Here is a 24,925-nt window from a genome sequence, read left to right as displayed (position 1 = left end):
TGCAGGAGTCTTCCGGAAAACCGGGCTCGGCGGGAAGGTTACAGGGGCGGCGGGAGAGGGTCAGTTCGCCTGGGCTGCGGCGTGCGTGACGAAAGCGCCCCAGGCGGTGGGGGTGAGAGCGAGGTGGGGGCGGGTGAGGTCTTTTGAGTCGCGGATGTGGATGGTGGTGGGGGTGGGGGCGACTTCGATGCAGTTGTCGCCCTGGGTGCCGCTGTACGTGGACTTGCGCCAGTTCAGGGCGACTTCGATGCAGTTATCGCCCTCTGTGCCGCTGTAGCTGGACTTGAACCACGCCAGTTGGGTGGTGCTCATAGCTCTCCTCCGATGCGCTCCAGCAGGCCGACGGAGTCCAGGGGGCTGAGAGCCTGCGAGCGGAGTGTTGCATACCTGCGGTGCAGGACAGCGGCCTCTTTCGCGTCGGTGATCAACCGGCCGGTTTTCTGCCCCTCCGAGTAGGCGAGGCGCCTGCCGTCCGGAGTCTCCAACAGGGCGAGCGGACCGTCCAGCCCCGCGTGAACCTCGCAGTCCAGCGGCATGATCTGGATCTCCACGTTGCGGAGTTGAGCGTACCCAAGCATGTGGTCCAGCAAGCTCCGAGTGACCTCGACGCCGCCGAGGCGCCGCCGCACGATGTGCTCGTCGATGACGAAGCTGAACGAGGTGTTGGGGCACTCGCGGAGCATCCGCTGCCGTTCCATTCGGGCGACGGCCTGAGCCTCCACCTGCTCGTCCGACAGCGGCGGGATGCTGTTGCCGAACACCACGCGCGCGTACGGCTCGGGCTGCAACAACCCCGGAACCAGACGGCATTCGTACGTGGCCAGACTCACCGCTTCCCGCTCAAGCCGCGCCCACGCCTTGAACCACGCCGCGAACCCCGGCTGCCGCGCCATGAACCGAAACGCCCTGCGCAACGCCCCCGTATCCCCCAGCGCCCCCTCCGCCAGCTCCACGAACCGCTCGTCCGCCAGCCGTCGCCCCAGCTCGATGGACGCCACGGAGTGCTTGGACAGATGAACCCGCGCCCCGAACTCCTCCCGGCTCAGCCCCGCATGCTCCCGCAGCCCCTGCACGAACCCGCCGAACGTCTTCATGCTGTCCGACGACTCCGGCTCACCACCCTGCGCCGACCACCCCATGTCATGTGCCATGCACCCAGAGTCACGACACCAATACCGTACTGTCCACCCCGGACCCGCGTACTCCGCCGACAGTACGGCCGTACCACCTGGCGTCAGCGGCCGCTTCCGGTCAGCTCACACCCACCGACTCGAACCGCCACCGGTGCACGGTCCGCGTCACCAACTCCCCGTCGGGGTCCGGGAGTTCCGGCAGTTCGGCGTCGTACGCGGCATCCCACCACGTGATCACCAGTACCCGGTCCTGCGGCGCCCGCAGGACCTCGCGCCGCAGGGGCCGTCCCGGGAGGTCCTGCTTCTCGACCCAGGCCAGCAGTTCGTCGCCGCGGCCCTCGACCGCCCGGGCCTCCCACATCAGCGCGACGGTCACGAGTACAGGTTCTCCTTGCTGACCTCGTGCACGTGATCGTGGCCGTGCGTGTGCGCATGCGTGTGCGCGCGCCCGGGCACGTGCGGGTCCGTCACCGGCAGCGACGAGTCCGCGGACAGGTCCCAGTCGGAGGCGGCACGCCCCCGCGCCACCATCTCCGCGCCCAGCGCCGCGACCATCGCCCCGTTGTCCGTGCACAGCTTCGGGCGGGGCACCCGCAGCCGGATCCCGGCGGCCTCGCACCGCTCCTGGGCGAGCGCGCGCAGCCGCGAGTTGGCCGCGACGCCGCCGCCGATCATGAGGTGGTCGACGCCCTCGTCCTTGCAGGCGCGTACGGCCTTGCGGGTCAGCACGTCCACCACCGCCTCCTGGAAGGACGCGGAGACGTCACGCACCGGCACCTCCTCACCGGCGGCCCGCTTGGCCTCGATCCAGCGGGCCACGGCGGTCTTCAGACCGGAGAAGGAGAAGTCGTACGCGGGGTCGCGCGGCCCGGTGAGACCGCGCGGGAACGCGATCGCCTTCGGGTCGCCCTCGCGCGCGTACCGGTCGATGACCGGACCGCCCGGGAAGCCCAGGTTCAGCACGCGCGCGATCTTGTCGAAGGCCTCGCCCGCCGCGTCGTCGATGGTCGCGCCCATCGGCCGCACATCGGAGGTGATGTCCGTGGAGAGCAGCAGCGAGGAATGCCCGCCGGACACCAGCAGCGCCATGGTCGGCTCCGGCAGCGGCCCGTGCTCCAGCTGGTCGACGCAGATGTGGGAGGCGAGGTGGTTGACGCCGTAGAGGGGCTTGCCGAGCGCGTAGGCGTACGCCTTCGCCGCCGAGACCCCGACGAGCAGCGCGCCGGCCAGGCCGGGACCGGCGGTCACGGCGATGCCGTCCAGGTCCTTCGCCGAGACGCCCGCCTCCTTCAGGGCGCGCTGGATGGTCGGCACCATCGCCTCGAGGTGCGCACGGGAGGCGACCTCGGGCACCACACCGCCGAAGCGGGCGTGCTCGTCGACGCTGGACGCGATGGCGTCCGCGAGCAGGGTGGTGCCGCGGACAATGCCGACGCCGGTCTCGTCGCAGGACGTCTCGATGCCCAGGACGAGCGGCTCGTCGCGTGAGTCAGCCATTGATCTCGGTTCCTTGTGTTCCTTGTACGGAGGTCGAGGGGTCCTGGAGCCGCATCACCAGGGCGTCCACGTTCCCCGGCTGGTAGTAGCCGCGCCGGAAGCCGATGGGCTCGAATCCGAAGCGTTCGTAGAGCTTCTGGGCGCGGACGTTGTCGACGCGGCACTCGAGCAGGACCTCGGCGCACTCGAACGCGGTCGCGGCCCGCAGCAGCTCGGTCAGCAGGGTCGCGCCGAGGCCGGTGCCCCAGTGGTCGCGGTCGACGGCGATGGTCTGTACGTCGCCCACCTCGCCGGAGGCGACGAGTCCGCCGTATCCGACGATCTTTCCGTCCTCCTCGGCCACGACGTACCGCCGGGTCGCCCCGGCCCCTCGGGAGTGGGCCAGCTCGGACCAGAACATGCCCCGGGACCAGGCGTCCTCGGGGAAGAGGTCCTTCTCCATCTCGAATACGGGATCGATGTCCCACCAGCGCATCTCGCGCAGCACGACCGTCACTTCGGGGTGACCACCTTGTAGTTCTTGGGCACCTGGGCGTCCGGCCGGCGCAGGTAGAGGGGGCGGGGCGCCTCCAGCTCCTCGCCCGCGGCGAGTTTCTCCGCGGCCAGGGAGGCCAGCGCGGCGGCCGACAGGTGCTCGGGCTCGCGGGCGTCCGGGAAGGCGTCGGGGTAGAGCAGCGCGCCGGCGCCGACCGCGGGCAGACCACGCAGGTCCAGGTCCCCCGGCCGGTCCACGGCGGGCTCGGTGACCCGCGTGCGGGCGTTGTCGTAGCGCGCCCAGTAGACCTCCTTGCGGCGCGCGTCCGTCGCCACGACGAAGGGCTCGTCGAGGCCGGAGGCGTAGGCGAGGCCGTCGAGGGTGCACAGGCCATGTACGGGCACCCCGAGGGCGAGCCCGAAGGTGTCGGCGGTCATCAGGCCGACGCGCAGCCCGGTGTAGGGGCCGGGGCCCACGCCGACGACGATGCCGGTGACGGCGTCGAGCCGCGTGCCCGCCTCGGCGAGGACCCGGTCGACGGCGGGCAGCAGCAGTTCCCCGTGCCGACGCGCGTCCACCTGGCTCGACGAGGCGACGACGGACGTCCCGTCGTGCAGGGCGACGGTGACGGCGGGGGTGGCGGTATCCAGAGCGAGCAAGAGCACGCAAACAGCCTACGGCGCCCGAGCGCAACGCACGGCCGACCCGGTCTGCCGTACACCTGCTGCTACCGTCACAGCAAAGACGTACGAGTACACCCGCGCAGGGGTTCGAGAGGTGGGCACAGGTGGCTAAGGGCAGCTCGGGATTCGTGGCCGGGCTCACCGTGGCGGCCGTCGCCGTGGTCGGCTTCCTCGCCTTTCAGGCGTCGGCGAACGTGCCGGACACACTGGGCAGGTCGGCCACCTCCAAGTCCCCCTCGGCGGTGAAGTCGAAGGCACCCCGCGACAAGAAGAACCCGGTGGCGCTGCCCGCGGACTCCGGCAAGGGCGAGCGGGTCGTCTACTCGATCGACGACGACCGGGTGTGGCTGGTGGGCGCGAACAACAAGGTCCAGCGCACGTTCAAGGTCACGCCGGGCACGGTGGACCCGCTGCCCGCCACCTACGCGGTGACCTCCCGTTCCAACGCCGTCTCCGGCTCCGACGGCACCCCGATCGAGCACGTCGTGCGGTTCGCTTCGAACGAGGGCGTCACGATCGGCTTCAGCGCCGCGGTCGACGGCTCGACACCCGCGCCCGTGCCCACCAAGAAGCTGGGCGGCATCCGCGAGTCCCGCGCGGACGGCGACGCGATGTGGGAGTTCGCGACGATCAGCCAGAAGGTCGTCGTCATCAACTAGAGGTCAGCGCCCACCAGGAACCAGGAAGCAGCGCCCGTCAGGAACCAGGGGCCGGCGCCCGTCAGGAACCAGGGGCCGGCGCCCGTCAGGCCGCTTCGGGGCGCCGGAGCTCCACGGGCTTCACCGCGGACACGGACACGGGTGCGGGCGCGCGTGGCGGCGTGGAGACCGCCCGCGCCGCGGCGCACGACGCCAGCAGGTCCCGCATCGACACCCCGGCGCTCGCGCGCGGCGGCGCCTCGTCTCGTTCCGAAGCCGGCATGGACGCCTCCTGAGGGCCGGGGGCGGACGTAGTTAGGTAGACCTAACTACGAACTGGATACCATGTGACCACGCCGGGGACGCCGCACGCAACATCTTGCCGACGGCTTGTCGGAACGTTAGGTCGAACATACGAACACCGGGCGTACCGGAGTGACGGAAGTGCCTGGAGTCAGCGCCTGTGACTGCCGGTGGCTTCCGATGACTATTGGTGACTGCTGGTGACTGCTGGTGACTGCTGGTGATCGCCGTGCGATCAGGCGGAGAGCACGCCCAGATCCACGGTCGCCCACCGCTCCCCGAGCCCCGTGACCGTGACATGCCGTACCTCGTCGGTGGTGTCACCGACGGCACGGTGGATGACGACGTTCAGCCGGTCGTCGGTCAGTTCCTCGACCTTGCCCTCGCCCCACTCCACGACGATCACCGAGTCGGACAGCGAGACGTCGAGGTCGAGGTCCTCCATCTCGTCGAGTCCGCCGCCCAGGCGGTACGCGTCCACGTGGACCAGGGGCGGACCGTCACCGAGGGAGGGGTGTACACGCGCGATCACGAAGGTCGGGGAGGTGACCGCGCCCCGGACCCCGAGCCCCGCGCCGAGGCCGCGCGTCAGTGTCGTCTTGCCGGCGCCCAGCTCCCCGTTGAGCATCACGAGGTCGCCCGCGCGCAGCAGTTTGGCCAGCCGGTGGCCCAGCTCCCGCATCTGGTCGGGAGCGTTGACGATCAATTCGACGGACACGATCTCACCCGGGTTGCGCGCTGCTGCTGGTGCTTCCATAGCCACCCACGGTAGCTCCTGCGGGGACCGCACCCGAGCGCATGAGGAGGTCGGCGAGGCGGTCCGTGACCACCTCGGGGTGTTCCAGCATCACGAGGTGTCCGGCGTCCGGCACGAGCACCAGCTCCGCGTCCGGCAGCAGGTCGGCGATCGCCTCACTGTGCTCGCTCGGGGTCACCAGGTCCTTGACGCCGGCGAGGACGAGCACCGGCAGCTCCGTGAAGCTGGCCAGCGCCGCCGTCTTGTCGTGGTCGGTGAACGCCGGGTAGAACTCGGCGACCACGTCGATCGGCGTGCCCTCGATCATCCGCTCGGCGAACCGCTCGACCGCCGGATCGACGTCCCGGGACGCGAACGAGTACCGCTTGATGATCCCCGCGAACAGGTCGGCCGTCGCCCGCCGCCCCCGCTCCACCAGCTCGGCCTGCTGCCCCAGCGCCTTCAGCACCTGGGGCAGGACGCGCCGCACGACGTTGACGCCCGCGACGGGCAGCCCGAAGTTGACCTCGCCGAGCCGCCCCGACGACGTACCCACGAGAGCGACGCCGACGACGCGGTCGCGGATCAGCTCGGGGTACCGGTCGGCGAGGGCCATGACCGTCATGCCGCCCATGGAGTGCCCGACGAGCACGATCGGCCCCTCGGGCACGGCCGCGTCGATGACGGCCTTGAGGTCGTTTCCGAGCTGATCGATGGTGACGGGGGACCCGTCCTGCACCTGGGCGACCCCGCGCCCGGACCGCCCGTGGCTGCGCTGGTCCCAGTGCACCATGCGCACCACACCCTGCAACGCGGCCCGCTGGAAGTGCCACGAGTCCTGGTTGAGGCAGTAGCCGTGACTGAAGACGACGGTGACCGGGGCCGGGGCCTTGCGCCCGAACAGCCGGCGGCGGCGCGGCGCGAGCGTGGCGTCCGGCTCGACGTCGTCGACCTCGTAGTACAGCGCGGTGCCGTCGTCCGCGTACGCCTTGGCGGGGGTGCCGCGCAGCGTGCCGTACGGTGCCGCCGAGTCGAGCGCGAGCCTGGCCTTGCGGCGCATGCCGCGGCCGACGGTGAGCCGCTCGATGGCGACACCGGCGGCGGCACCCGCGGCCACCACGCCTATCGCGGCGCCCGCGATCCCGGCCCTGCGCCAGTTCCCGGCGGCGGAGGCGGCCGAGGCCGCGCTCGCGACGGCCGCCGCGACCTCCACGGCCTCCGCGCTGCTCTCGCTCACGTCCCGCTCCTCCTCGCCAGGCGGCTTCGCTCGTCGTGTCGTGTACACATGGTCGTTCACATGACCCGGGTCAGCGTGATCGACTACCGACTACCTGTTCGCTTCCCCGTCTTGTTGGTTATTCACCTTCACGTAGACGCGCGGCACGCGGGTTCCGATCCGGGTCACGATTTCGTACGCGATCGTGCCCGCCGCCTTCGCCCAGTCCTCCGCCGTGGGCTCCCCGCGGTCGCCGGGGCCGAAGAGCACCGCCTCCGCGCCCGCCCCGGGCTCGTCGCCGCCCAGGTCGACCACGAACTGGTCCATCGCGATCCGCCCCGCGACCGTCCGCCACTTGCCGCCGATCAGGACGGGCCCGGAACCGGAGGCGTGGCGCGGGATGCCGTCCGCGTAGCCGACGGGGACGAGGCCGAGGGTGGTGGCGCCCGGGGTGACGTAGTGATGCCCGTAACTGACGCCGTGACCGCCCGGTACGTGCTTCACCAGCGCGAGGGACGCGGCGAGCGTCATGACCGGGCGCAGCCCGAAGTCGGCGGGGACGCCCAGCTCGGGGCTGGGCGAGATGCCGTACACCGCGATCCCCGTACGGACGAGGTCGAAGTGACTGTCCGGCAGGGTCAGCGTGGCGGGCGAGTTGGCGATGTGCCGCACCTCGGGGCGCACGCCCTGCCGCTCCGCGTACGCCACCATCTGGCGGAACAGGGCGAGTTGGGCCTCGATGGAGGGGTGCCCGGGCTCGTCCGCGCAGGCGAGGTGCGACCAGAGGCCGGTGACCCGGACGAGCCCCGCGGCCTCGGCGCGCAGCGCCTCGGCGACGAGCCCCGGCCAGTCCTCCGGCTGGCAGCCGTTGCGCCCGAGCCCGGTGTCGGCCTTCAGCTGGACACGCGCGGGCGCGCCCGCTCCGGCCGCCGCCTCGACGACCTCGCGCAGCGCCCACAGCCCGCTGACGCCCAGGTCGATGTCGGCGTCGATCGCCTCGCGCCAGGGGCCGCCGGGGACCCAGAGCCAGCACATGATGCGCCCCGGCAGCCCGGCCGCGCGCAGTGCGAGGGCCTCCTCCGGCGTGGCGGTGCCCAGCCAGGTGGCACCGGCCTCGACGGCGGCGCGGGCACACGGAATCGCCCCATGGCCGTACGCGTCGGACTTCACCACGGCCATGAGGGCCGCGGCGGGCGCGTGGGCGCGCAGGGTCCGCACGTTGGCCCGCAGGGCCGCCAGGTCGATCTCGGCGCGGGCGCGCAGGGGCGCTGTCTCTCTTGTCGTCATCGCGCCCCCAGTGTCTCAGAGGGGTACGACAGGCCCCGAGCGCCGTGGCTCTCGGCCGCTCGCCCCGCTCATGTGCCGGCCCTGCGCCCCCACACGTACACCCGGTCGTTCTTCTTCAGCACGCCCCACAGCGTGCGGGCGTCGGCGAGCCGCAGGTTCACGCAGCCCCAGGAGCCGTTGGGGTTGTAGATGTCGCCGTAGACGGCGTGGAAGGCCTGGCCGCCGCTGAAGAACTGGCTGTACGGCATGGGGGTGTTGTAGATCGTGGACACGTGGTTCTTGTGCTTCCAGTAGACCGTGAACCACCCGGTCCTGGTGCGGTACCCGGCGCGTCCGCTGCGCATCGGCACGGGCCCGTAGACGACCTTCTGCCCCTTCTGCACCCAGGTGAGCTGACGCGCCAGGTCGACGCAGGCGACGCGGTACGTGCGCACCGGGCACTTCCCGGCGGCGTTCGGGTTCTTCCGGGCGGACAGGAGCTGCATGTGGGCCCAGGTGACGGGCCCGGCGTAGCCGATGGCGGGCTTGATCTTGTAGCGGGTCTGGAAGGCGCGGACGGCGACGCAGTCGGCGCCGGACTGCTTCCCGTCGACCTTGAGCTTCAGCCACCGCTCGACCTGACGCTGGTAGGGGCCGGTGCGCTTGCTGCACGCCTGCTGCGCGACGGCGTCGCCGAGGGGGACGTACTCGACGAGGGCGTCGGCCCCGCGGGCGGCGTCCCGCGGCTCGCCGGCGTCCTCTTCGGCATGGGGTGTGTACACCTGGGGCGGGAGGGCCTGGTCGGGCGTGTCGACCTGCCAGGGCTGCTGGGGGCCCGGGGGCACGCCCGGGACGAGTGCGGCGAGTTCGCTGCCCGGGCCGGGGGCGGGGGGTGGCGGCGGCTGGGCGACGGCGCCGCACGCGGTCAGTGCGGGGAGCGCGGTGGCCACCGCGAGCAGTCCCGCGGCACCGCGGCACGCCATTCGTGTGCTGATCATGCAATCAGCGAACGCGGCGGGGCGGGGCGCCGGGGGAAGCCGCGCGGCGATGTCACCCATACGCAGCCGTACACCCCGCCGGACGCCGCTCCCGGCGACCTGCGCGGCCAAGTACGTACGCCCCGGCCGCCGAGTCGGCCACACGCACGGCACGGCCCCGCACGCACGACACGGCCCCGCACGTACAGCCCGGCCACCGCCGCAACCGCCTGCCCAGCCACGCACGTACGGCCCGGCCGGCACCGCAACCGCCGGCCAGGCCGCCCGCCTACCGCTCAGCCCCCGCTCAGGGCGCCCGCTCAGCGGCATGCCTACCGCGCGGCCTCCGCCCAGGCCGCCCGCTCAGTCGCGCACGTCGCGTCAGTCGCGCACGTCGCGCCAGGCCTCCGGGATCGTCTCCGCCAGGTCGTGGGCCCCCATCGGGGCTCCGTCCGCCGCGTACCGCCCCGCGAGCCCGTGCAGGTACGCCGCCACGCTTCCCGCGTCCAGAGCCGGGAGTCCCGCCGCCAGCAGCGACCCCGCCAGCCCGGACAGCACGTCCCCGCTCCCCGCGGTGGCCAGCCAGGACGTGCCCGTCGAATTCACCCGTACGGCCCCGCCCCCCGAGTCCGCCACCAGCGTCGTGGACCCCTTGAGGAGCACCGTCGCTCCATAACGCCCCGCCAGTTCCCGTACCGAGACGAGCCGTGCCCGCTCGACCTCCTCGCGCGACACCCCGAGCAGCGCCGCCGCCTCCCCCGCGTGCGGAGTCATCAGCGTGGGCGCCGTACGGCCGCGTACGGCGTCCCGGCCGGCCAGCCGGAGCCCGTCCGCGTCCACCAGCACGGGCACGTCCGCCGCCAGCACCTCCGCGACCACCGGCGCGTCGTCCCCGGCGCCGGGCCCCACGACCCAGGCCTGCACCCGCCCGGCCTGCTTCGGCCCCTTGTCGGACACGAGCGTCTCCGGGAAGCGGGCGAGCACGGCGTCCCCGGCCGGCCCGACGTACCGCACGGCACCCGCCCCGCCGCGCAGCGCGCCGGCCACGGCGAGCACGGCCGCGCCCGGGTACCGCGCCGACCCGGCCGCGATCCCGACGACACCCCGCCGGTACTTGTCGCTCTCGGCCCCCGGCACCGGCAGCAGCCGCGCCACGTCCGCGTGCTGCAACGCCTCCAGGTCGGGCCCGTCGGGCAGTTCGAGCCCGATGTCCACGAGCCGCACGGAACCGGCGTACTCCCGCGCCGGATCGATGAGCAGCCCCGGCTTGTGCGTCCCGAAGGTCACGGTCAGGTCGGCCCGCACGGCCGCGCCCGGCACCTCGCCGGTGTCGGCGTCGACGCCACTGGGCAGGTCGACGGCGACGACGGCCGCCCCGGACCGCTCGACGGACTCGGCCAGGAGCGCGGCGTCCGGCCGCAGTCCGCCCTTGCCGCCGATGCCGACGATGCCGTCGACCACGAGGTCGGCCCGCCGGATCAGCTCCTCGGCGGGGCCGGTCCCCGTCACGCTGCCGCCCGCCCGGCGCAGCGCCGCCAGCCCTGAGGCGTGGGCGCGCCCGGCCGCGAGCAGCACCGCCGTGACACCCGCTCCGCGCCGGGCCAGCCGGGCTCCGGCATACAGGGCGTCCCCGCCGTTGTCCCCGCTGCCCACCAGCAGCACGATCCGCCGCCCGTACACCCGGCCGAGCAACTGGGCGCAGGCCGCGGCCAGTCCCGCGGCGGCGCGCTGCATCAGCGCCCCCTCCGGAAGCCTCGCCATGAGCGAACGCTCCGCCGACCTCACCGTCTCCACGCTGTACGCAGTACGCATGCCCCCGAGTCTCCCGCACGGCCGGGCGAAGCGCGCGATGTCACCCCTCGGCCACCACCACCGCCGAAGCCACCCCCGCGTCATGACTCAGCGACACGTGCCAGGACTGCACGCCGAGTTCGGCGGCCCGTGCCGCGACCGTGCCCGTCACGCGCAGCCGCGGCCGGCCGCTGTCCTCGACCCAGACCTCCGCGTCGGTCCAGTACAGGCCCCCGGGGGCGCCGAGGGCCTTGGCGACCGCCTCCTTCGCCGCGAACCGGGCCGCGAGGGAGGCGATGCCCCGGCGTTCGCCGTTCGGGAGCAGCAACTCCCGTTCCAGGAACAGGCGGTCGGCCAGTCCAGGCGTCCGTTCCAGCGACGCCCGGAACCGGTCGATCTCCGCCACGTCGATACCGACCCCGATAATGCTCATGCCCGCACCCTACGGCGACGTACGGGCCCTTCCGGGCGACCCCGCCCGCTCACGCCACGGCGAACTCGCCGCACACACCGCTCACGCCGCTCACGCCGCTCACGTCACAGCGACCACGCCGCACACGCCACAGCGACCACCGCCGCCCGCACCGCGGCGCCCCCGCCGCTCACTCCACGGTGACCGACTTCGCCAGGTTCCGCGGCTGGTCCACCTCGTTGCCGCGCGCCGTCGCCAGCTCGCACGCGAAGACCTGGAGCGGCACCGTGGCGACGAGCGGCTGAAGGAGCGTGGGCGTCGCCGGGATCCGGATCAGATGGTCGGCGTACGGCACCACCGTCTCGTCGCCCTCCTCCGCGATCACGATCGTGCGCGCACCCCGCGCCCGGATCTCCTGGATATTGGAGACGATCTTGTCGTGCAGCACGGACCGTCCGCGCGGGGACGGCACCACGACCACCACCGGCAGATCCTCCTCGATCAGCGCGATCGGCCCGTGCTTCAGCTCGCCCGCCGCGAAGCCCTCGGCATGCATGTAGGCGAGTTCCTTGAGCTTCAGGGCGCCCTCCAGGGCCACCGGATAACCCACGTGCCGCCCCAGGAACAGCACCGTCTTCTTGTCGGCGAGCGAGCGCGCCAGCTCCCGCACCGGCTCCATGGTCTCCAGGACCCGCTCGACCTCGTTCGAGATCCGGGACAGGTCGCGGATCACGGCCTGGATCTCGTCGCCCCACTTGGTGCCCCGCACCTGGCCCAGGTACAGCGCCACCAGATAGCAGGCGACGAGCTGCGTCAGGAACGCCTTCGTGGACGCCACCGCGACCTCGGGCCCGGCGTGCGTGTACAGCACCGCGTCCGACTCGCGCGGGATCGTCGAGCCGTTGGTGTTGCAGATCGCCAGCACCTTGGAGCCCTGCTCGCGGGCGTGCCGGAGCGCCATCAGCGTGTCCATGGTCTCGCCGGACTGCGAGATGGCGATGACCAGCGAGCGCGCGCCCAGGATCGGGTCCCGGTAGCGGAACTCGCTCGCCAGCTCGACCTCGCACGGGATCCGCGTCCAGTGCTCGATGGCGTACTTGGCGATCAACCCGGCGTGGAAGGCCGTACCGCACGCCACGATCACGACCTTGTCGACCTCGCGCAGCTCGGCGGCCGAGATCCGCAGCTCGTCGAGCGTCAGCGAGCCGGCCGCGTCGATACGGCCCAGGAGCGTGTCGGCGACCGCCTTGGGCTGCTCGGCGATCTCCTTGAGCATGAAGTAGTCGTAGCCGCCCTTTTCCGCCGCCGAGGCGTCCCAGTCGACGTGATAGGAGCGCACGTCGGCGGGTCGGCCGTCGAAACCGGTGACCGTCACCCCGTCCCGGCGCAGCTCCACCACCTGGTCCTGGCCCAGCTCGATCGCCGACCGCGTGTGGGCGATGAACGCGGCCACGTCCGAGGCGAGGAAGGCCTCGCCGTCCCCGACGCCCACCACGAGCGGCGAGTTCCGCCGGGCCCCCACGACCACGTCCGGCTCATCGGCGTGCACCGCGACCAGCGTGAACGCGCCCTCCAGGCGCCGGCACACCAGCCTCATCGCCTCCGCCAGATCGGCGCTCGCCGAGAACTCCTCGGCGAGCAGATGCGCGACGACCTCGGTGTCCGTCTCGGAGGCGAGGTCGTGGCCCCGCTCGGCCAACTCGGCCCGCAGCAGGGCGAAGTTCTCGATGATCCCGTTGTGCACGACGGCGACGCGGCCCGCGTTGTCGAGGTGCGGATGCGCGTTGGCGTCCGTCGGCCCCCCGTGCGTGGCCCACCGGGTGTGCCCGATGCCCGTCGTACCGGCCGGCAGCGGCCGTTCGACCAGTTCCTTCTCCAGATTGACCAGCTTGCCGGCCTTCTTGGCGGCCGCCATCCCACCGTCCGCCGGCACGGCGACGCCCGCCGAGTCGTACCCCCGGTACTCGAGCCGCTTCAGTCCGGCCATCACGACATCGAGCGCCGACTGCGACCCCACGTATCCCACGATTCCGCACATGAGCGGCAGCCTAGGCGCCGAGAGCCGCCCGAACACGGCAGTCCGTGCCCGAAATCGGAAATTCTCACCGGGGTACGGCCGCCCCGCCGAGCCGTACCCCGGCACCCGAGCCTCCTGAGCGACCTTCCAGCCGCTCCACGCTCACTCCCGGCTCACACCCGCCTCACTCCCGGTCCCCACGCGCGATCCGGTCGATCGCGTCCTGCACCATGCCGAGGTACTCGACCTCCTCGCAGCGCGGCTTGCTGCCCAGCTCGTACAGGGCGAGACAGTCGTTGAGGTCCTCCCCGAGATCCTCGTCCGGCAGATCGGTGGCGAGTTCGCTGCACACCTTTCCGGCGAGATCGGGCTGCGGGCACGCGGGTGTACGGCGTAACAGATCGCGGATGTGCACATCACGGATACGCATGGCAGAAGCCACCCCAACCCCCCGGTCGTTCCAGGAGGCGGCTCGCTCCCGGATGGCGGGAAGCTATCCCCGTCCGCCACCGCGGTCCATACCTGGCGCACAGCTCTCACCAAGACGAGGGTGACGCACCCCACCCGCCGCTCCGTTCAAACTCCCGTAACAATGGACTGTGATCTCTCCGGTCTCCTCGATACCCCGGAGCGCCCACCGGTCCAGGCCGGAGGCGACTCCCTACCTCGACCTCACCCGTGCCGAGTGGAGCGCTCTGCGCGAAAAGACGCCGCTCCCGCTGAACGCCGAGGAGGTCGAGAAGCTGCGCGGCCTGGGCGACGTCATCGACCTCGACGAAGTACGGGACATCTATCTGCCGCTGTCGCGCCTCCTCAATCTGTACGTGGGAGCGACCGACGGCCTGCGCGGCGCGCTGAACACCTTCCTCGGCGAGCAGGGCTCCCAGTCCGGCACCCCGTTCGTCATCGGGGTCGCCGGCTCGGTGGCGGTCGGGAAGTCCACCGTCGCCCGCCTTCTCCAGGCCCTCCTGTCCCGCTGGCCCGAACACCCGCGCGTCGAACTGGTGACGACGGACGGGTTCCTCCTCCCCACCAAGGAGCTCGAGGCCCGCGGCCTGATGTCGCGGAAGGGATTCCCCGAGTCGTACGACCGCCGCGCGCTCACCCGCTTCGTCGCCGACATCAAGGCGGGCAAGGACGAGGTGACGGCCCCGGTCTACTCCCACCTGATCTACGACATCGTCCCCGGCCAGAAGCTCACGGTCCGCCGCCCGGACATCCTGATCGTCGAGGGCCTGAACGTGCTCCAGCCCGCCCTGCCGGGCAAGGACGGCCGCACCCGCGTCGGACTCGCCGACTACTTCGACTTCAGCGTGTACGTCGACGCCCGCCCCGAGGACATCGAGCGCTGGTACCTGAACCGCTTCCGCAAGCTGCGCGCCACCGCCTTCCAGAACCCGTCCTCGTACTTCCGCAGGTACACCCAGGTCTCCGAGGACGAGGCGCTCGACTACGCGCGCACGACCTGGCGGACCATCAACAAGGTGAACCTGCTGGAGAACGTGGCCCCGACCCGCGGCCGGGCCGCCCTCGTCGTCCGCAAGGGCCCCGACCACAAGGTGCAGCGCCTGAGCCTGCGCAAACTGTGACGGCTACGCTGCGGCCATGCTGCACCTGCGTCTGATCACCCCGTCCGGCACGACCGACGACGTGGTCCGTCTGATCGAGAGCACGGTCGGCACCACCCACCTGGTCGTGCTGCCGGGCGCCGCCCGCAACCCCGCGGGAGATGTCGTGATGTGCGACGTCGCCCGCGAGGCCGGCGACGAACTGATCGCCGGGCTCCGCCGGTTGGGCCTCGACAGGACCGGCTCGATCGCCGTCGAGAACATCGACCTGTCGCTGTCGAAGCGCGCCGCCGACGCGGAGGACGAGGCACCGGGCGAGGGCGCGGACGCGGTGCTGTGGGAGCACCTGGAGGGCGCGACGCACGAGGAGTCGACGCTGTCGATAACGTACGTCGCCTTCCTCACGCTCGCCACGATGATCGCGGCCTGCGGGGTCGTCCTCGACAACGCGATCCTGATCGTGGGCGCGATGGCGGTGGGCCCGGAGTTCGGCCCGCTGGCGGGCTTCTGCACGGCCCTGGTCCAGCGGGCCCCGCGCCTCGCCCTGCGCTCGCTGGTCGCGCTCCTGGTGGGCTTCGCGGTCGCCCTGCTGGTAACGGTCGGCTTCACGTACCTCATGGACGCGGTGGACCTGTTCAGCGCGGTCAAGCTGGACGCCGAGCGCCCGAACACCAACTTCATCTACCGGCCCGACGCGTTCTCCTTCGTCGTGGCCGTCCTCGCGGGCGTCGCCGGCACCCTCTCCCTCACCTCGGCGAAGTCGGGGGCCCTGGTCGGCGTGGCGATCTCGGTGACCACGGTCCCGGCCGCCTCGAACGCCGCGGTCGCCTTCGCGTACGGCGAGTACCACCAGGCCTGGGGCTCCACCGAGCAACTGCTCCTGAACCTGCTCGGGATCGTCCTCGCGGGCACCCTCACCCTGCTGGCCCAGAAGTACTTCTGGACCAGGCAGCGGCAGCGCCACAACGCCGGTCGGCCGAGCACCCCTTGAGGGGGGCGGGGAACCGCGCGACCAGTCACGCACGGCCGCGGCTCCCCACCGGCACAACCCCCGGCCGCTACCCGAGCGCGGACTTCACCGCGTCGGCGAGCCGCCCCGCGACCGACCGCGCCTGCTCGATGTCAGCCGCCTCCACCATGACCCGCACCAGCGGCTCGGTCCCCGACGGACGCAGCAACACCCGCCCGGTGGCACCCAGTTCACGCTCGGCCTCGGCCACCGCGGTGGCCAGCTCGGCGGAGGTCTTCACCCGCGCCCTGTCGACGTCCGGAACATTCACGAGCACCTGCGGCAGCCGCTCCATGACGGACGCGAGGTCCTGGAGCGTACGGCCCGTCTGCGCGACCCGCGCCGCCAGCAGCAGCCCGGTCAGCGTGCCGTCACCGGTGGTCGCGTGGTCCAGGATGATGACGTGCCCGGACTGCTCGCCGCCGAGGGCGTAGCCGTGCTCCTTCATCTCCTCCAGGACGTAGCGGTCGCCGACCGCGGTCTGCACGAAGGACAGCCCCTCGCGTTCCATGGCCAGCTTGAAGCCCAGGTTGGACATGACCGTCGCGACAACGGTGTCGGAGCGCAGTGCGGAACGCTCCCGCATCGCCAGCGCGAGTACGGCCAGGATCTGGTCGCCGTCCACCTCGGCACCAGTGTGGTCCACGGCGAGGCAGCGGTCGGCGTCACCGTCGTGCGCGATACCGAGATCGGCGCCGTGCTCGACGACAGCGGCCCGGAGCTTCGCCAGGTGCGTGGAGCCGCAGCCGTCGTTGATGTTGAGCCCGTCCGGCTCGGCACCGATCGTGATGATCTCGGCCCCGGCCCGCGTGAACGCGTCGGGCGAGACCCGGGCGGCGGCACCGTGCGCCTCGTCGAGGACGACCTTGATCCCGTCGAGCCGGTTCGGAAGCACGCTCATCAGATGGGCGACGTACTGGTCGGCGCCTTCGCCGTACGACGTCACGCGGCCGACGCCCGCACCGGTGGGCCGGTCCCAGGGAGCGCCGGTGCGGTGCTCCTCGTAGACGGCCTCGATCCGGTCCTCGAGATCGTCGGCCAGCTTGTGACCACCACGGGCGAAGAACTTGATGCCGTTGTCCGGCATGGCGTTGTGGCTGGCGGAGAGCATCACGCCGAGGTCGGCGCCCAGCGCGCCGGTGAGGTGCGCCACCGCGGGGGTGGGCAGCACACCGACAAGCAGGACGTCCACGCCCGCGCTGGCCAGGCCCGCGACCACGGCGGCCTCCAGGAACTCCCCGGACGCGCGCGGATCCCGCCCGACGACCGCCACCGGCCGGTGGCCCTCGAACGTGCCCGCCTCGGCCAGTACGTGTGCCGCCGCGACAGAGAGGCCGAGCGCGAGCTCAGCCGTCAGATCCGCGTTGGCGACACCGCGCACGCCGTCCGTGCCGAAGAGTCGTCCCACTGGTGTCCTCCGAACATTCGCAATTCTCGAAGAAGCCTGAAGAGGCTTGAAGAGACTCAGGAAACCGACAAAGGGTCAGTTTCGATAAGCATCCAATCACGCAAGCCTTTGAGCGCCTTGTGTCGTTATACGCCCCTGGCCGTGATAAACGAACGCCCCGGCGGCACACAGCGTGCCGCCGGGGCGAACGGTCGTACGAAGCAGGCAGCGATTAGCGCTTGCTGTACTGCGGGGCCTTACGGGCCTTCTTGAGACCGGCCTTCTTGCGCTCGACCGCACGGTCGTCGCGCTTGAGGAAGCCGGCCTTCTTGAGCGCGCCGCGGTTGTTGTCGACGTCGGCCTCGTTCAGCGCACGGGCGACACCCAGACGGAGCGCACCGGCCTGACCGGAGACACCGCCACCCGAGATACGGGCGATGACGTCGTAGCGGCCCTCGAGCTCGAGCACCTTGAAGGGCTCGTTGACTTCCTGCTGGTGCACCTTGTTGGGGAAGTAGTCCTCAAGGGTGCGGCCGTTGATCTTCCACTTGCCGGTGCCCGGGACGATCCGGACGCGGGCGATGGCGTTCTTGCGACGGCCCAGGCCGGCGGCCGGCTGCGGCTCGCCGAAGCGGGACGCCACCGACTCGGAGGTGTACTCGCCCTCGACGGGGACCTCGGACTCGGTGGTGTAGCTCTCGATGTCGACAACCTCGGTCTCTTCGACCGGCTGCTCAACGGTGGTCTCGGCCACGATTCTCCTCAGATTCTGTTCAGTCTTAGGGGGTGGCCGGAACTACTGCGCGACCTGGGTGATCTCGAACGGCACCGGCTGCTGGGCAGCGTGCGGGTGCTGGTCGCCCGAGTAGACCTTCAGCTTCGAGAGCACCTGACGGCCCAGGGTGTTCTTGGGGATCATGCCCTTGATGGCCTTCTCGACGGCCTTCTCGGGGTTCTTCGCCAGCAGCTCGTCGTAACGGACGGAGCGCAGACCACCCGGGTAACCGGAGTGGCGGTACGCCAGCTTCTGGGTCTTCTTGTTGCCGGAGAGGTGGACCTTGTCCGCGTTGATGATGATGACGAAGTCACCAGCGTCGACGTGCGGCGCATAGATCGGCTTGTGCTTGCCCCGCAGAATGTTCGCGGCAGTGGTCGCCAGACGGCCCAGGACGACATCCTGGGCGTCGATGACGTACCACTGGCGAGTAATGTCGCCGGGCTTGGGGCTGTACGTACGCACGGTCGTAGCCTTCGCTTCTTCAGTGAGTGGGTCCTGACATGGCCACCACGGACGATGTACGACAGCCCTGGCGGACCTCGGTGACGCAACCGAGTCCTGCCGCTGGTCATCGGCCCGGTGGACCGGTGTAAGGGCCCCTCACGTGAGAATGAGCAAGCCAATACACATAACGAACATGCAGGATACCTGCGGTGCCCCGGATGGGTCAAAACGGGGGACAGCAGGAGGCGCATGTCGCTTATCAGGGTACCTGGCCCGCTTCCCGTTGCACCAACCACCCGGAGATGTCTTTTTTGCCCGTGTGCAGTCAGGTCAGGCCAGGGAATCACGTGCCTTCCGAAGCGGAACGGCATCCCCCGAGCCCCGTCTAAGATGCGGCCCATGAGCTATGGGCAGGGGGAGCCCCCGTGGGATCCCTGGAAACCGGGTTCCCAGCAACCACAGTGGGGCAACCAGACCGATCAGACTCCGGACTGGGCGGCGCTCGCCGAAGCGTCCGAGTCGCGCAACAAACGCCGTCGACTGCTGCTGATCGTCGGCGGTGCCTTCGCCACGGTCGCGATCGGTGCCGCCGTGGCGGTGGCCGTGGTGTCCGCCAATGACGGCACCGAGGCCTCGAACAAGCCCGCCAACCTGCCGGCCACGGCGGACATCCCGAGCAGCAGCACCGCTCCGGCCCCGTCGTTCGACCCGACGACGGCCCCACCCCCGCTGGATCCGAAGGACTTCATCTCCAGCGCCAAGAAGGACACGGCCCCGCTCAGCCCGGACATCCTCTTCCCGAGCACCGAGCTGACGATCGGCGGCCGCGCCTACCAGAAGGGCGCCACGGCCTCCACGACGAACTGCGCGTCGGCCGTGCAGGGCACGCTTCCGCAGGCCCTCACCAGCAACGGCTGCACCCGCGTCATGCGCGTCACCTACTCCGGCAAGGGCGGCGTGGCGGTGACGGTGGGCGTGGCCGTCTTCGACACCGAGGCCAAGGCGAGCAAGGCGAAGACCGCGGCGGACAACAAGAGCATCATCACCTCGCTGCCCGGCCAGGGCGTCGCCGCCTTCTGCCGTACGGCGGTCTGCCGCTCGACCACCAATGCCTACGGCCGCTACGCCTACTTCACGCTGGCCGGCTTCACGAACGGCAAGGACGTGACGGAGAAGGACGCCGCGGTCTTCACGACCGGCGACGACCTCGCCGAGTACACGTTCCGCCAGATCCGCCAGCGCGGCGAGGCCCAGGCCTCGGCGGCCGCCAACAAGTAGAACCTCAGCAGCACCCCGCCGCGGGCAGTGTCCGCTTGTTCCGTGCCTCTTTGTTGCGCGCGGCCAGCAGCTCGTCGGCGGGGTAGCCGACTTCTTCGAGCGTCAGCCCGTGCGGCCGTACGACATGCACGGCCGAGTCGCGCACACCCACGGCGAGCACCTTCCCCGGCCAGTCGGGCCCGCGGTGCCCGTCCCCCACGAACAGCAGCGCCCCGATCAGCGAGCGCACCATGTTGTGGCAGAACGCGTCGGCGCACACGGTGGCGGTGATGACCCCGTCGTCGCCGCGCACGAGGCTCAGCTCCTGGAGCGTACGGATGGTGGTCGCGCCCTCGCGCTTCTTGCAGTAGGCGGCGAAGTCGTGCTCCCCGACGAGCCGTCGGGCGGCCTCGTTCATGGCGTCGACGTCGAGCGGCCAGTCGTGCCAGAGGACGTGACTGCGCAGAAGGGGGTCGACGCCGCCGGTGTTGTCGGTGACGCGGTAGGCGTAGCGCCGCCAGATGGCCGAGAACCGCGCGTTGAACCCGCTGGGCGCCTCGGTCAGCGACCACACCCGCACATCCTTGGGCAGTCGCCCCGCGAGCCGCTTGAGCAGCTTCTCCTGATGCTCGGCCCACAGCTCCCCGGGCAGATCGACATGCGCCACCTGCCCCCGCGCGTGCACACCGGCGTCGGTGCGTCCGGCGACGGTCAGCTCGTACGTGGTCTCGCCCGACCGCGTCACCGTCCGCAGCGCATCCTCGATCTCGCCCTGTACGGTCCGGCGCCCCGCGGCCTGCTTGGCCCACCCCGAGAACTCGGTCCCGTCGTACGACAGGTCCAGCCGCACCCGTACGAACCCGGGCTGTACTTCATCACTCACACGTAGATCCTTCTCAGGGCCAGAACGTCTCCACAACGGGAAAGCGGGCCCGCCCCGAAGGGCGGACCCGCTCAACGCAAGGCAGAGCCTCAGGCGTCCTTCGACTCCTCGGCGGCCTCGTCGGCCGGCTTGGTGTCCTCGACGACCTCGGCGGGAGCCTCGGTCTTGGCCTCGGCGTCCTTGGCGGAACGCTTGGTGGCGGCCTCGGCCTCACCCGTGGCCTGCTGAGCGACCGTCAGCGCCTCGACCAGCTCGATGACAGCCATGGGCGCGTTGTCGCCACGGCGGTTACCGATCTTGGTGATGCGGGTGTAGCCACCGGGACGGTTCTCGTAGCGCGGGCCGATCTCGGTGAAGAGCGTGTGCACGACGCTCTTGTCCGTGATCACCTGGAGCACCTGGCGGCGGTTGTGAAGGTCACCCTTCTTCGCCTTGGTGACCAGACGCTCGGCGTACGGGCGCAGGCGGCGGGCCTTCGCCTCGGTGGTGGTGATGCGGCCGTGCTCGAAGAGCGACTTCGCGAGGTTCGCGAGGAGCAGCTTCTCGTGCGCGGCGCTGCCGCCCAGACGGGCACCCTTGGTGGGCTTCGGCATGGTGTTTCTCCTAGGTGTCTGCCCCGGCCGTATCAGGTACCGAGGTCAGTGTCCGAGCGGGCGATTGCCCGTCGGAGATCCGGGGGCAGCCTCGTAGAGGCGCCCCCGGAAGGGGCGCGGGGAACTGCGCGACAAGCCACAGCGCACCCGCACCCGAGAACCGGCAGCCGGTCCCGAGCTCTTAGTACTGCTCGGTCTCGACGAACCCGGCGTCCGCGTCGTCGTCAGCGCCAAAGGCGTCGGCGGCGGCGGTCGGGTCGAATCCGGGCGGGCTGTCCTTGAGGGCCAGGCCCATGCCGGCCAGCTTCGCCTTGACCTCGTCGATGGACTTCGCACCGAAGTTGCGGATGTCCAGGAGGTCGGCCTCGGAGCGGGCGACGAGCTCACCCACGGAGTGGATGCCCTCACGCTTGAGGCAGTTGTACGACCGAACGGTGAGCTCCAGCTCCTCGATCGGCAGCGCCAGATCGGCGGCGAGGGCGGCGTCCGTCGGGGACGGGCCCATGTCGATGCCCTCGGCGTCGATGTTGAGCTCGCGGGCCAGACCGAACAGCTCGACCAGGGTCTTACCGGCCGACGCCATGGCGTCACGGGGACGCATGGCCTGCTTGGTCTCGACGTCGACGATCAGCTTGTCGAAGTCGGTGCGCTGCTCGACACGGGTCGCCTCGACCTTGTACGTGACCTTCAGCACCGGCGAGTAGATCGAGTCGACCGGGATGCGCCCGATCTCCTGACCGACCTGCTTGTTCTGAACGGCGGAGACGTAGCCGCGACCGCGCTCGACGGTCAGCTCCATCTCCAGCTTGCCCTTGCCGTTGAGCGTGGCGAGGACGAGGTCGGGGTTGTGCACCTCGACACCGGCCGGGGGCGCGATGTCGGCGGCGGTGACCAGACCCGGACCCTGCTTGCGCAGGTACATCACGACCGGCTCGTCGTGCTCCGAGGAGACGACCAGCTGCTTGATGTTGAGGATGAGGTCGGTGACGTCCTCCTTGACACCCGGCACGGTGGTGAACTCGTGCAGAACGCCGTCGATGCGGATGGACGTGACCGCCGCACCCGGGATCGAGGAGAGGAGCGTACGACGCAGGGAGTTGCCGAGGGTGTAACCGAAGCCCGGCTCCAGCGGCTCGATCACGAACCGGGAGCGGAATTCGTCGACGACCTCTTCGGTCAACGAGGGACGCTGAGCGATCAGCATGTGTGAATCAGATCCTTCTTTCGTGGACGCCCGCTATTTGACGCCCGACGGAACCGCACGATGCACGGTGCGGGTATTGCAAGGGTACGGGCGGCACCGCTCCGAAGAGCCGTACCGCCCGGAACCTCAAGACAACCGAGCCTCAGACGCGGCGGCGCTTGGGCGGACGGCAACCGTTGTGCGGGGTGGGGGTGACGTCCTGGATGGAGCCGACCTCGAGGCCAGTGGCCTGGAGGGAACGGATCGCGGTCTCGCGGCCGGAGCCCGGACCCTTGACGAAGACGTCAACCTTGCGCATGCCGTGCTCCTGCGCGCGGCGGGCGGCCGACTCGGCGGCCATCTGCGCGGCGAAGGGGGTGGACTTGCGCGAGCCCTTGAAGCCGACGTGGCCGGCGGAGGCCCAGGAGATCACGTTGCCCGAGGGGTCCGTGATCGAGACGATCGTGTTGTTGAACGTGCTCTTGATGTGCGCGTGGCCGTGAGCGACGTTCTTCTTTTCCTTGCGGCGCACCTTCTTGGCAGCGCCCTGACGACCCTTGGGGGGCATCTATAACTCCTACGGGGAGGTGGTCGGTCCTACAGCGAAGACCGCTGGTTCGCGGCACTCCGGGGCGAGCCCCGAATTCCGCAGCGTCCGCTGAGGACTACTTCTTGCCCGGCTTCTTCTTACCGGCGATGGCGCGACGCGGGCCCTTGCGGGTACGCGCGTTCGTGCTGGTGCGCTGACCGTGAACGGGCAGGCCACGGCGGTGACGCAGACCCTGGTAGCAACCGATCTCCACCTTGCGGCGGATGTCGGCCTGAACCTCGCGACGGAGGTCACCCTCGGTCTTGAAGTTGTTGTCCACGTACTCGCGGATCCGGACCAGCTCCTCCTCGGAGAGGTCACGGACGCGGGTGTTCGGGTTGACGCCGGTCTCGGCCAGCGTCTTCTGCGAGAGGGTCCGGCCGATGCCGAACACGTAGGTGAGGGCAACCTCCACGCGCTTTTCACGCGGGATGTCAACACCGGAAACGCGTGCCATTCAATGGCTCCAGTTGTCGTTCGGAGGTCTTCCACAGAACCGGCTCCCGGCCGCCGTACTAGGTACGAACCGGGTCCCCGGCCTCCGACCGGGGGTATCGGACGCGAGTGTTCTCAATGAACGCCCAGGTCCGGGATCTGCGTATGAACATGTACTACTTGCGTCGCGCGAAGTTCTGCGGATGCAGAGGGTGCGGTCGTGCGTCAGCCCTGGCGCTGCTTGTGGCGCGGGTTGTCGCAGATGACCATGACCCGGCCGTGACGGCGGATCACCCTGCACTTGTCGCAGATCTTCTTGACGCTCGGCTTGACCTTCATTGGGTGAGGTTCTCCGGGTCAGTGCCACCACCCCGCCAGAAGCGGGGCACAGGCAAGATCTACTTGTACCGGTAGACGATCCGGCCACGCGTCAGGTCGTACGGAGACAGCTCCACCACGACCCGGTCGTCAGGGAGGATGCGGATGTAGTGCATACGCATCTTGCCGCTGATGTGTGCCAGAACCTGGTGGCCGTTCTGGAGCTCAACCTTGAACATGGCGTTCGGCAGAGACTCAACGACAGTGCCCTCGATCTCGATGGCACCTTGCTTCTTGGCCACGCTTCGCCTTTCGAATCGACTACCTTGATCGACTTCGTACGAGCGCATGCAGGCATGCGGGTGCACGAGAGCCGACGAGTCAGTCTACGTCAGCGCACTCCGAAAGACGAATCGAGGGAGAATGCCCAGCTACGGAGATCATTAACCGAGAGCGCCCCTAGGCGTACCTATGCGAGCGGGTCCGGCGCCGCCGTGATCCCGTACTCCGCGAGCTTGGCCTTGCCGCCGTCGGGGGCGGTGAGGACCAGCGGGCCCTCCTCCGTCAGCGCCACCGAGTGCTCCCAGTGCGAGGACCACGTGCCGTCGGTGGTGATGACGGTCCAGTCGTCCTCGAGCACCTCGGTCTTCGGTGTGCCGAGGGACACCATCGGCTCGATCGCCAGGCAGAAGCCGGGCACCAGCTTCGGACCCTTGCCGCGCCGGCGCTCCACATAGTTCAGCAGGTGCGGGTCCATGTGCATCTCGGTGCCGATGCCGTGGCCGCCGTAGTCCTCGACGATCCCGTACTTGCCGCCGCCCGGCTTCGGCTGGCGGCGGATGTACGTCTCGATGGCACGGGAGACGTCGACCAGGCGGTTGCCCTGCTTCATCGCCGCGATGCCCGCCCACATCGACTCCTCCGCCACCCGGGAGAGCTCGACCAGCTCCGGAGCGTGGCCGGAACCCACGAAGGCGGTGTAGGCGGCGTCGCCGTGCCAGCCGTCGATGATCGCGCCCGCGTCGATGGAGATGACGTCGCCGTCCTTCAGGACGGTCTTGTCGTCCGGGATGCCATGGACGACGACCTCGTTGACCGAGGTGCAGATCGTGGCGGGGAAGCCGCCGTAGCCGAGGAAGTTCGACTTGGCACCGTGCTCCGCGAGCACCTTGCGGGCGACCTCGTCCAGGTCCTTCGTGGTGGCGCCGGGCACGGCCGCCTCACTGGTGGCCGCATGGACGGCGGCCACGACCAGCCCCGCCTCACGCATCTTGGCGATCTGCTCGGGGGTCTTGATCTGCACCATGAGGTCCTGCGCTCTCCGTCTTCTCGGTCTT

Annotated in this window: 30 protein-coding genes; 4 read left to right on the top strand and 26 right to left on the bottom strand. The window is 70.4% G+C overall.

The genetic code is table 11. The features are described from left to right. Window positions 1-60 precede the first annotated feature (60 nt). The 6 genes from GTY58_RS26010 to tsaB form a co-directional block, all read right to left on the bottom strand. Window positions 61-312, bottom strand: coding sequence for a DUF397 domain-containing protein (locus tag GTY58_RS26010; protein WP_010986383.1), 252 nt, complete (start codon window positions 310-312; stop codon window positions 61-63). Beyond that, window positions 309-1,151, bottom strand: coding sequence for a helix-turn-helix transcriptional regulator (locus GTY58_RS26005; RefSeq protein ID WP_010986382.1), 843 nt, complete (start codon window positions 1,149-1,151; stop codon window positions 309-311). The genes GTY58_RS26010 and GTY58_RS26005 overlap by 4 nt, the downstream gene beginning before the upstream one ends. Before the next feature lie 100 nt (window positions 1,152-1,251). Beyond that, window positions 1,252-1,509 (bottom strand): hypothetical protein, encoded by a 258-nt coding sequence (locus GTY58_RS26000; protein WP_010986381.1) that lies wholly within the window; start codon window positions 1,507-1,509, stop codon window positions 1,252-1,254. Then, window positions 1,506-2,630, bottom strand: coding sequence for a tRNA (adenosine(37)-N6)-threonylcarbamoyltransferase complex transferase subunit TsaD (gene tsaD / locus GTY58_RS25995; RefSeq protein WP_010986380.1), 1,125 nt, complete (start codon window positions 2,628-2,630; stop codon window positions 1,506-1,508). The genes GTY58_RS26000 and tsaD overlap by 4 nt, the downstream gene beginning before the upstream one ends. After that, complete coding sequence (gene rimI, locus GTY58_RS25990; RefSeq protein ID WP_010986379.1) at window positions 2,623-3,105, bottom strand: ribosomal protein S18-alanine N-acetyltransferase; 483 nt, start codon at window positions 3,103-3,105, stop codon at window positions 2,623-2,625. The genes tsaD and rimI overlap by 8 nt, the downstream gene beginning before the upstream one ends. A gap of 17 nt (window positions 3,106-3,122) precedes the next feature. Next, window positions 3,123-3,770, bottom strand: a complete 648-nt coding sequence (gene tsaB, locus GTY58_RS25985; RefSeq protein WP_010986378.1) for a tRNA (adenosine(37)-N6)-threonylcarbamoyltransferase complex dimerization subunit type 1 TsaB — start codon at window positions 3,768-3,770, stop codon at window positions 3,123-3,125. Window positions 3,771-3,892: 122 nt separating this feature from the next. Between tsaB and GTY58_RS25980 the strand changes: the two genes are divergently transcribed. Further along, window positions 3,893-4,447, top strand: a complete 555-nt coding sequence (locus GTY58_RS25980; protein ID WP_010986377.1) for a hypothetical protein — start codon at window positions 3,893-3,895, stop codon at window positions 4,445-4,447. A gap of 85 nt (window positions 4,448-4,532) precedes the next feature. On the opposite strand, the gene GTY58_RS39800 is transcribed toward GTY58_RS25980, so the two are convergent. The 9 genes from GTY58_RS39800 to GTY58_RS39795 form a co-directional block, all read right to left on the bottom strand. Further along, complete coding sequence (locus GTY58_RS39800) at window positions 4,533-4,709, bottom strand: hypothetical protein (RefSeq protein WP_010986376.1); 177 nt, start codon at window positions 4,707-4,709, stop codon at window positions 4,533-4,535. A gap of 255 nt (window positions 4,710-4,964) precedes the next feature. Continuing rightward, the gene (gene tsaE / locus GTY58_RS25975; protein WP_078234501.1) at window positions 4,965-5,486 is read right to left on the bottom strand and encodes a tRNA (adenosine(37)-N6)-threonylcarbamoyltransferase complex ATPase subunit type 1 TsaE; all 522 of its coding nucleotides are present in this window, start codon (window positions 5,484-5,486) and stop codon (window positions 4,965-4,967) included. Further along, a complete protein-coding gene (locus GTY58_RS25970) occupies window positions 5,452-6,702 on the bottom strand; it encodes an alpha/beta hydrolase (protein ID WP_010986374.1) in 1,251 nt (416 codons plus the stop codon). Before GTY58_RS25970 ends, tsaE begins: the two co-directional genes overlap by 35 nt. Before the next feature lie 90 nt (window positions 6,703-6,792). Beyond that, a complete protein-coding gene (alr, locus tag GTY58_RS25965; RefSeq protein WP_010986373.1) occupies window positions 6,793-7,968 on the bottom strand; it encodes an alanine racemase in 1,176 nt (391 codons plus the stop codon). A 68-nt stretch (window positions 7,969-8,036) separates the two neighbouring features. Next, the gene (locus tag GTY58_RS25960) at window positions 8,037-8,945 is read right to left on the bottom strand and encodes a L,D-transpeptidase (protein ID WP_237528890.1); all 909 of its coding nucleotides are present in this window, start codon (window positions 8,943-8,945) and stop codon (window positions 8,037-8,039) included. Window positions 8,946-9,305: 360 nt separating this feature from the next. Continuing rightward, window positions 9,306-10,736, bottom strand: coding sequence for a bifunctional ADP-dependent NAD(P)H-hydrate dehydratase/NAD(P)H-hydrate epimerase (locus GTY58_RS25955; RefSeq protein ID WP_010986371.1), 1,431 nt, complete (start codon window positions 10,734-10,736; stop codon window positions 9,306-9,308). Between the two features lie 40 nt (window positions 10,737-10,776). Then, window positions 10,777-11,148 (bottom strand): holo-ACP synthase, encoded by a 372-nt coding sequence (locus GTY58_RS25950; RefSeq protein ID WP_010986370.1) that lies wholly within the window; start codon window positions 11,146-11,148, stop codon window positions 10,777-10,779. Between the two features lie 169 nt (window positions 11,149-11,317). Beyond that, on the bottom strand, window positions 11,318-13,165 hold the full coding sequence (glmS, locus tag GTY58_RS25945; protein WP_010986369.1) for a glutamine--fructose-6-phosphate transaminase (isomerizing): 1,848 nt from the start codon (window positions 13,163-13,165) through the stop codon (window positions 11,318-11,320). A 163-nt stretch (window positions 13,166-13,328) separates the two neighbouring features. Then, window positions 13,329-13,574 carry a hypothetical protein gene (locus GTY58_RS39795; RefSeq protein ID WP_042493562.1) on the bottom strand — a complete coding sequence of 82 codons (246 nt, stop codon included), beginning with the start codon at window positions 13,572-13,574 and terminating at the stop codon, window positions 13,329-13,331. 169 nt (window positions 13,575-13,743) lie between these two features. On the opposite strand from GTY58_RS39795, the gene coaA reads away from it, so the two are divergent. Next, window positions 13,744-14,733 (top strand): type I pantothenate kinase, encoded by a 990-nt coding sequence (gene coaA / locus GTY58_RS25940; protein WP_010986367.1) that lies wholly within the window; start codon window positions 13,744-13,746, stop codon window positions 14,731-14,733. Between the two features lie 16 nt (window positions 14,734-14,749). Beyond that, window positions 14,750-15,703, top strand: coding sequence for a DUF389 domain-containing protein (locus GTY58_RS25935; RefSeq protein WP_010986366.1), 954 nt, complete (start codon window positions 14,750-14,752; stop codon window positions 15,701-15,703). 67 nt (window positions 15,704-15,770) lie between these two features. Here GTY58_RS25935 and glmM read toward each other — a convergent pair whose 3' ends face one another. The 3 genes from glmM to rplM all read right to left on the bottom strand — a co-directional run bounded on the left by glmM (window position 15,771) and on the right by rplM (window position 18,348). After that, window positions 15,771-17,129, bottom strand: coding sequence for a phosphoglucosamine mutase (gene glmM, locus GTY58_RS25930; protein ID WP_010986365.1), 1,359 nt, complete (start codon window positions 17,127-17,129; stop codon window positions 15,771-15,773). A 211-nt stretch (window positions 17,130-17,340) separates the two neighbouring features. Continuing rightward, on the bottom strand, window positions 17,341-17,862 hold the full coding sequence (gene rpsI, locus GTY58_RS25925; protein WP_010986364.1) for a 30S ribosomal protein S9: 522 nt from the start codon (window positions 17,860-17,862) through the stop codon (window positions 17,341-17,343). A gap of 42 nt (window positions 17,863-17,904) precedes the next feature. Beyond that, window positions 17,905-18,348 (bottom strand): 50S ribosomal protein L13, encoded by a 444-nt coding sequence (rplM, locus tag GTY58_RS25920; protein ID WP_010986363.1) that lies wholly within the window; start codon window positions 18,346-18,348, stop codon window positions 17,905-17,907. Window positions 18,349-18,729: 381 nt separating this feature from the next. On the opposite strand from rplM, the gene GTY58_RS25915 reads away from it, so the two are divergent. Then, window positions 18,730-19,608 carry a hypothetical protein gene (locus GTY58_RS25915; RefSeq protein WP_037647923.1) on the top strand — a complete coding sequence of 293 codons (879 nt, stop codon included), beginning with the start codon at window positions 18,730-18,732 and terminating at the stop codon, window positions 19,606-19,608. 4 nt (window positions 19,609-19,612) lie between these two features. Here GTY58_RS25915 and truA read toward each other — a convergent pair whose 3' ends face one another. The 8 genes from truA to map form a co-directional block, all read right to left on the bottom strand. Beyond that, window positions 19,613-20,470, bottom strand: coding sequence for a tRNA pseudouridine(38-40) synthase TruA (gene truA, locus GTY58_RS25910; RefSeq protein WP_010986361.1), 858 nt, complete (start codon window positions 20,468-20,470; stop codon window positions 19,613-19,615). Window positions 20,471-20,559: 89 nt separating this feature from the next. Next, window positions 20,560-21,063: a 50S ribosomal protein L17 gene (gene rplQ / locus GTY58_RS25905; protein ID WP_010986360.1), complete on the bottom strand. Its 504-nt coding sequence runs from the start codon at window positions 21,061-21,063 to the stop codon at window positions 20,560-20,562. Between the two features lie 181 nt (window positions 21,064-21,244). After that, window positions 21,245-22,267 carry a DNA-directed RNA polymerase subunit alpha gene (locus tag GTY58_RS25900; RefSeq protein WP_003966937.1) on the bottom strand — a complete coding sequence of 341 codons (1,023 nt, stop codon included), beginning with the start codon at window positions 22,265-22,267 and terminating at the stop codon, window positions 21,245-21,247. 142 nt (window positions 22,268-22,409) lie between these two features. Then, entirely contained in the window at window positions 22,410-22,814 is a 405-nt protein-coding gene (gene rpsK / locus GTY58_RS25895) for a 30S ribosomal protein S11 (RefSeq protein ID WP_003956432.1), read from the bottom strand. 97 nt (window positions 22,815-22,911) lie between these two features. After that, a complete protein-coding gene (rpsM, locus tag GTY58_RS25890; RefSeq protein ID WP_010986359.1) occupies window positions 22,912-23,292 on the bottom strand; it encodes a 30S ribosomal protein S13 in 381 nt (126 codons plus the stop codon). 203 nt (window positions 23,293-23,495) lie between these two features. After that, window positions 23,496-23,609, bottom strand: coding sequence for a 50S ribosomal protein L36 (gene rpmJ / locus GTY58_RS25885; RefSeq protein WP_003974245.1), 114 nt, complete (start codon window positions 23,607-23,609; stop codon window positions 23,496-23,498). A 59-nt stretch (window positions 23,610-23,668) separates the two neighbouring features. Next, window positions 23,669-23,890 (bottom strand): translation initiation factor IF-1, encoded by a 222-nt coding sequence (gene infA / locus GTY58_RS25880; RefSeq protein WP_003948620.1) that lies wholly within the window; start codon window positions 23,888-23,890, stop codon window positions 23,669-23,671. 167 nt (window positions 23,891-24,057) lie between these two features. Next, entirely contained in the window at window positions 24,058-24,894 is an 837-nt protein-coding gene (gene map / locus GTY58_RS25875; RefSeq protein WP_010986358.1) for a type I methionyl aminopeptidase, read from the bottom strand. Window positions 24,895-24,925 lie beyond the last annotated feature (31 nt).

The sequence above is a fragment of the Streptomyces sp. SID5469 genome (assembly GCF_009862865.1).
In the GTDB taxonomy this organism is placed as follows: Bacteria; Actinomycetota; Actinomycetes; order Streptomycetales; family Streptomycetaceae; genus Streptomyces; species Streptomyces avermitilis.
Note: the sequence above shows the minus strand (reverse complement) of the source record. Positions and strands in the feature narration are given on the sequence as shown.

Bases quoted from the DNA above. Each gene is read 5' to 3' on its own strand.
- GTY58_RS26010 (WP_010986383.1), bottom strand. From the start codon at position 312: ATGAGCACCACCCAACTGGCGTGGTTCAAGTCCAGCTACAGCGGCACA.
- GTY58_RS26005 (WP_010986382.1), bottom strand. From the start codon at position 1,151: ATGGCACATGACATGGGGTGGTCGGCGCAGGGTGGTGAGCCGGAGTCG.
- tsaD (WP_010986380.1), bottom strand. From the start codon at position 2,630: ATGGCTGACTCACGCGACGAGCCGCTCGTCCTGGGCATCGAGACGTCC.
- rimI (WP_010986379.1), bottom strand. From the start codon at position 3,105: ATGCGCTGGTGGGACATCGATCCCGTATTCGAGATGGAGAAGGACCTC.
- GTY58_RS39800 (WP_010986376.1), bottom strand. From the start codon at position 4,709: ATGCCGGCTTCGGAACGAGACGAGGCGCCGCCGCGCGCGAGCGCCGGG.
- tsaE (WP_078234501.1), bottom strand. From the start codon at position 5,486: ATGGAAGCACCAGCAGCAGCGCGCAACCCGGGTGAGATCGTGTCCGTC.
- alr (WP_010986373.1), bottom strand. From the start codon at position 7,968: ATGACGACAAGAGAGACAGCGCCCCTGCGCGCCCGCGCCGAGATCGAC.
- GTY58_RS25960 (WP_237528890.1), bottom strand. From the start codon at position 8,945: ATGATCAGCACACGAATGGCGTGCCGCGGTGCCGCGGGACTGCTCGCG.
- GTY58_RS25955 (WP_010986371.1), bottom strand. From the start codon at position 10,736: ATGCGTACTGCGTACAGCGTGGAGACGGTGAGGTCGGCGGAGCGTTCG.
- GTY58_RS25950 (WP_010986370.1), bottom strand. From the start codon at position 11,148: ATGAGCATTATCGGGGTCGGTATCGACGTGGCGGAGATCGACCGGTTC.
- glmS (WP_010986369.1), bottom strand. From the start codon at position 13,165: ATGTGCGGAATCGTGGGATACGTGGGGTCGCAGTCGGCGCTCGATGTC.
- GTY58_RS39795 (WP_042493562.1), bottom strand. From the start codon at position 13,574: ATGCGTATCCGTGATGTGCACATCCGCGATCTGTTACGCCGTACACCC.
- GTY58_RS25935 (WP_010986366.1), top strand. From the start codon at position 14,750: ATGCTGCACCTGCGTCTGATCACCCCGTCCGGCACGACCGACGACGTG.
- GTY58_RS25915 (WP_037647923.1), top strand. From the start codon at position 18,730: ATGAGCTATGGGCAGGGGGAGCCCCCGTGGGATCCCTGGAAACCGGGT.
- rplQ (WP_010986360.1), bottom strand. From the start codon at position 21,063: ATGCCGAAGCCCACCAAGGGTGCCCGTCTGGGCGGCAGCGCCGCGCAC.
- GTY58_RS25900 (WP_003966937.1), bottom strand. From the start codon at position 22,267: ATGCTGATCGCTCAGCGTCCCTCGTTGACCGAAGAGGTCGTCGACGAA.
- rpsK (WP_003956432.1), bottom strand. From the start codon at position 22,814: ATGCCCCCCAAGGGTCGTCAGGGCGCTGCCAAGAAGGTGCGCCGCAAG.
- rpsM (WP_010986359.1), bottom strand. From the start codon at position 23,292: ATGGCACGCGTTTCCGGTGTTGACATCCCGCGTGAAAAGCGCGTGGAG.
- rpmJ (WP_003974245.1), bottom strand. From the start codon at position 23,609: ATGAAGGTCAAGCCGAGCGTCAAGAAGATCTGCGACAAGTGCAGGGTG.
- map (WP_010986358.1), bottom strand. From the start codon at position 24,894: ATGGTGCAGATCAAGACCCCCGAGCAGATCGCCAAGATGCGTGAGGCG.